At 62.2% G+C, this 4,622-nt stretch carries 6 protein-coding genes; 1 reads left to right on the forward strand and 5 read right to left on the reverse strand.

Annotated features, from left to right (window positions below; all coding sequences use genetic code 11):
* Positions 1-226: 226 nt before the first annotated feature.
* The gene (asd, locus tag ACK4OE_RS25195) at positions 227-1,360 is read right to left on the reverse strand and encodes an aspartate-semialdehyde dehydrogenase (RefSeq protein WP_409889165.1); all 1,134 of its coding nucleotides are present in this window, start codon (positions 1,358-1,360) and stop codon (positions 227-229) included.
* A 379-nt stretch (positions 1,361-1,739) separates the two neighbouring features.
* Between asd and ACK4OE_RS25200 the strand changes: the two genes are divergently transcribed.
* On the forward strand, positions 1,740-2,414 hold the full coding sequence (locus ACK4OE_RS25200) for a dihydrodipicolinate reductase (protein WP_409889166.1): 675 nt from the start codon (positions 1,740-1,742) through the stop codon (positions 2,412-2,414).
* A gap of 71 nt (positions 2,415-2,485) precedes the next feature.
* Here ACK4OE_RS25200 and leuB read toward each other — a convergent pair whose 3' ends face one another.
* The 4 genes from leuB to ACK4OE_RS25220 form a co-directional block, all read right to left on the reverse strand.
* Positions 2,486-3,559, reverse strand: coding sequence for a 3-isopropylmalate dehydrogenase (leuB, locus tag ACK4OE_RS25205; protein WP_409889167.1), 1,074 nt, complete (start codon positions 3,557-3,559; stop codon positions 2,486-2,488).
* Positions 3,560-3,647: 88 nt separating this feature from the next.
* Complete coding sequence (gene leuD, locus ACK4OE_RS25210; RefSeq protein ID WP_409889168.1) at positions 3,648-4,298, reverse strand: 3-isopropylmalate dehydratase small subunit; 651 nt, start codon at positions 4,296-4,298, stop codon at positions 3,648-3,650.
* 13 nt (positions 4,299-4,311) lie between these two features.
* Positions 4,312-4,440, reverse strand: a complete 129-nt coding sequence (locus ACK4OE_RS25215) for an entericidin A/B family lipoprotein (RefSeq protein WP_409889169.1) — start codon at positions 4,438-4,440, stop codon at positions 4,312-4,314.
* Positions 4,441-4,452: 12 nt separating this feature from the next.
* Positions 4,453-4,622 (reverse strand): aconitase family protein (locus ACK4OE_RS25220; RefSeq protein ID WP_409889170.1); only part of this gene is annotated, 170 nt, incomplete at its 5' end.

Raw genomic sequence — 4,622 nt, forward strand, 5'->3', positions numbered from 1 at the left:
TGGTCCCGCCCCGGCGCGTGAAAATATGTAAAAAGCACCATAGCATCAATGTTTTGCACTGACAAGCTGAGGTGGCGCCGAAGCTTTGCGCGGGGTGCTCATGCCCCAAGTTGGGGCGTATAGATGTTGCCAATTGCCAACGACCCGTAACCGGGTGTGTCCAGACGTTGGTCGCAAAAAAGCGCGCGCAACGGACGCTGCGCGCGCTTTTCGGGGCTGTTTGGCGTCAGGCGCCCAGCAGAATGCGCAGCATGCGGCGCAGTGGTTCGGCAGCGCCCCACAGCAACTGGTCGCCAATGGTGAAGGCTCCCACGTACTCCGGGCCCATGGCCAGCTTGCGGATACGGCCCACCGGGATGGTCATGGTGCCAGTCACGGCCACGGGGGTCAGGTCCTTGATGGTGGCTTCGCGGGTGTTGGGAACGACCTTGGCCCAGGGGTTGTCGGCGGCAATCATGGCTTCGATGTCGGCCACGGGCACATCCTTCTTGAGCTTGAAGGTGAGCGCCTGACTGTGGCAGCGCATGGCACCCACGCGCACGCAAAAGCCGTCTACAGGGATGGAGGCTGAGTCAAAGCCTTCGCCCAGCCCCAAAATTTTGTTGGTCTCGGCCATGCCCTTCCACTCTTCCTTGGACATGCCGTTGCCCAGGTCCTTGTCGATCCAGGGGATCAGGCTGCCGCCCAGCGGCACGCCGAAGTTCGCCGTCTCGGCGCCGGTCAGGGCACGCTGCTTGGCGATGACCTTGCGGTCGATCTCCAGGATGGCGCTCTTGGGGTCGTCCAGCAGCGAACGCACCTCGGCGTTCAGCGTGCCGTACTGGGTGAGCAGCTCACGCATGTGCTGGGCGCCGCCACCGGATGCTGCCTGGTAGGTCTGAGTGCTCATCCATTCGACGAGGCCTGCCTTGTACAGGGCGCCCACGCCCATCAACATGCAGCTCACTGTGCAGTTGCCGCCAATCCAGTCCTTGCCGCCGTTGGCCAGTGCGTTCTTGATGACGGGCATGTTGACCGGGTCGAGCACGATGACGGCGTTCTTTTCCATGCGCAGCGAAGACGCGGCATCGATCCAGTGGCCGGTCCAGCCAGTAGCGCGCAGCTTGGGATACACCTCGTTGGTGTAGTCGCCGCCCTGGGCGGTGATGATGATTTCGCAGCGCTTGAGGGCGTCGATGTTGAACGCATCCTGCAGGGTGGTTTCGTTCTTGGCCTGCGCTGGGGCCTTGCCGCCTGCGTTGGATGTGGAGAAGAACAATGGCTCGATGAGATCGAAGTCTTTTTCTTCGACCATGCGGTCCATCAACACCGAGCCGACCATTCCGCGCCAGCCCACCAGGCCTACCAACTTGCTGCTCATTTCAACGCCCTTTCATGTTAAGAAACAGTGCCAGACCGGACTGCTCACCTGGCTCGTCTGGCCAGGAGGGGCGCACGACGAACCAGGCTGAGTCAGCCCTTAATGGTCGTGGTTTTGGTGATGGTTGCGCGCGCAGCCACACCGGCCGTGGCGGCGGGTGCTGTGTTCAGGGCGAACGTGTGGGCGGCAAACATTGGCGGGGATTGTAGCGGATGCGGGCGCTGGGCTCTATTCCGTTATTGCTCCGGGATGCCATCGGCACAACCAGCCGGTTGGGGCGGCAGAAAAATGCCAAAGACTTCGTGCTGACCCGACGCCTTTAGCTTGTGTCGCACTACAGTCCTGCCATCGCTTTTTCTGTGGTGCTTCGAAAGTAGAAATGCAAGTCATCGTTGTGGGGTCAGGCAAGCTGGCCAAAGAGCTTCTGGGCGCGCTGCCTTCTGGGGATCGTAGCGCGGTTGTGCCGTGGGCAGGCGAAGGGCCGCGTGCAAAAAAATCGGTCGTAGTGCACGCAGGCTCGGGTCGCGAGCTGGAGGCCGTCAGCGCGTTCTGCGAATCCACGCACTCCCCCTTGGTGGAACTGGCCACAGGGTCCGCGCTGGAGCATATGGCTGTAGGTTTCCCGGTCATCCTGTGCCCCAATACCAACCTCCTCATGCTCAAGTTCATGGCCATGCTGGAGCGCAGTGGACATCTTTTTAGCGGCTACCGCATCGGGCTCACCGAGTCGCACCAGGCCCAGAAGTCCTCCGTGCCGGGCACGGCCGTCAGCATGGCGCAGGCGCTGGGCCTTGCACAGGACGAGATCCGATCGGTGCGCGATGCCGCAGTCCAACAGCGCGTGCTGCAGATTCCCCCGGAGCATCTTGCCCGCCACGCGTACCACGAGGTTCTGATTGAGGATGGTGCCTGTGGCGTGAAGCTGGAAACCCGTGTCTATGGTGACGCCCCGTATGCAGAGGGCGTCGCACAGATCGTGGCGGCCGTGCGCGAGCGGCCGCTGGAGGACCGGCGCTACTCCATCATGGAGTTCATCGACAACGCCTGGCTGTAGGTGCGCTTTCGGCCCCACAACGAAAAAGCGCCGGAAGACCGGCGCTTTTTTGTGACCGTTGAGCGGCAGGGTCAGGCGGCCAGCGCCTTCACCACCGCATCCCCCATCTGCGCGGTACCCACCTTGGTGGTGCCTTCGCTGTAGATGTCGGGCGTGCGCAGGCCCTGGGCCAGCACCTTTTGCACGGCGGCGTCGATGCGCTGGGCGGCGGCTTCCTGGTTAAGGCTGAAGCGCAGCATCATGGCGGCGCTCAAGATGGTGGCCAGCGGGTTGGCCACGCCCTTGCCAGCGATGTCGGGCGCGCTGCCGTGGCTGGGCTCGTACAGGCCCTGGTTGCTGCTGTTCAGGCTGGCCGAGGGCAGCATGCCGATGGATCCGGTCAGCATGGACGCTTCGTCGCTCAAGATGTCGCCAAACATGTTGCCCGTCACCACCACGTCAAACGCCTTGGGCGCCTTCACCAATTGCATGGCGGCGTTGTCAACATACATGTGCTGCAGTTCGACGTCGGGGTATTCCTTGTGCACGTCGGTGACCACGTCCTTCCAGAACTGGAAGGTTTCCAGCACGTTGGCCTTGTCCACGCTGGTGACCTTTTTGCTCCGCTTGCGGGCGGCCTGGAAGGCGACGTGGGCGATGCGCTCGATCTCGGGGCGGCTGTAGCGCATGGTGTCAAACGCTTCTTCGGCGCCGGGGAAGTGGCCATCGGTGGCCACACGGCGGCCGCGCGGCTGGCCGAAGTAGATGTCGCCGGTCAGCTCGCGAATGATGAGGATGTCCAGGCCCGCAATCAGCTCGGGCTTGAGGCTGGATGCGCTCACCAGTTGCTCGTAGCAGATGGCCGGGCGGAAATTGGCGAACAGGCCCAGGTTCTTGCGCAGGCCCAGGATGGCTTGCTCAGGGCGCAGGGGGCGGTCGAGCGTGTCGTATTTCCAGTCGCCCACGGCGCCAAACAGGATGGCGTCGGATTCCTTGGCGAGTTTGAGGGTGGACTCGGGCAGCGGGTGGCCGTGGGCGTCGTACGCCACGCCGCCGACCAGGGCGGATTCCATTTCGAACGGGAGTTCAAGGGCTTCGAGCACCTTGACGGCTTCGGACACGATTTCAGGGCCAATGCCGTCACCCGGCAGAACTGCGATTTTCATTGAATTGCTTTGTTTTTGATAGCTTCTAACGCTTATGGATAAAGCGCTAGCGGCCAGTTTGACTGATATTTTGGATGCCCACGCCGTCTCACGACACCATGGTGTGTGCGAGCCAGGGTTTGGTGGCCAGGCGCTGCGCTTCAAACGCCTTGATCTTGTCGGACTGGAGCAAAGTCAGGCCGATGTCGTCAAAGCCGTTGAGCAGGCAGTATTTGCGGAAGGCCTGTACGTCGAACGGAATCTCTTCGCCCTGGGGCCGCACGATCACCTGGCGCTCCAGATCAATGGTGAGTTGGTAGCCGGGGAATGCGTGCACTTCGTCAAACAGCTGGGCCACCGTGGCTTCCGGCAGCACGATAGGCAGCAGGCCGTTCTTGAAGCAGTTGTTGAAGAAGATGTCGGCAAAGCTGGGTGCAATCACGGCGCGAAAGCCGAACTGGTCCAGTGCCCAGGGCGCGTGTTCGCGGCTGGAGCCGCAGCCGAAGTTCTTGCGCGCCAGCAGGATGGAGGCGCCTGCATAACGCGGCTGGTTCAGCACAAAGTCGGGGTTGGGCTTGCGGCTTGCGGGGTCTTGCCCCGGCTCGCCGTGGTCCAGATAGCGCCACTCGTCAAACAGGTTCACGCCAAAGCCGGTCTTCTTGATCGACTTGAGAAATTGCTTGGGAATGATCGCGTCGGTGTCGACGTTCTCGCGGTCCATCGGGGCCACAAGGCCTTTGAGTAAGGTGAATTTCTGCATGGGGACCTTGCTGTTACTTGTTGGCAGCGCGCTCCAGCGCGCCACCGGCCCGCTGGACGTCCTGGCCCACGCCCTTGACGGTGTTGCATCCTGCCAGCACAAAGGTGATGGCAAGCACGATGAGGGTTGCGGTCTTTTTCATGGCAAAACTCCTTCAGGCAAATTGACGAATGTCCACAAAGTGGCCGTGTACAGCAGCGGCAGCTGCCATGGCGGGGCTGACGAGATGGGTGCGGCCACCAGCGCCCTGGCGGCCTTCGAAGTTGCGGTTGCTGGTGGATGCGCAGCGCTCGCCCGGCTCCAGGCGGTCGGCGTTCATGGCCA

The sequence above is a fragment of the Acidovorax sp. genome (assembly GCF_046314175.1).
Lineage (GTDB): Bacteria > Pseudomonadota > Gammaproteobacteria > Burkholderiales > Burkholderiaceae_C > Acidovorax.

Excerpts from the sequence above, each read along its gene's own strand:
- asd (WP_409889165.1), bottom strand. The coding sequence starts at position 1,360 with ATGAGCAGCAAGTTGGTAGGCCTGGTGGGCTGGCGCGGAATGGTCGGC.
- ACK4OE_RS25200 (WP_409889166.1), top strand. The coding sequence starts at position 1,740 with ATGCAAGTCATCGTTGTGGGGTCAGGCAAGCTGGCCAAAGAGCTTCTG.
- leuB (WP_409889167.1), bottom strand. The coding sequence starts at position 3,559 with ATGAAAATCGCAGTTCTGCCGGGTGACGGCATTGGCCCTGAAATCGTG.
- leuD (WP_409889168.1), bottom strand. The coding sequence starts at position 4,298 with ATGCAGAAATTCACCTTACTCAAAGGCCTTGTGGCCCCGATGGACCGC.
- ACK4OE_RS25215 (WP_409889169.1), bottom strand. The coding sequence starts at position 4,440 with ATGAAAAAGACCGCAACCCTCATCGTGCTTGCCATCACCTTTGTGCTG.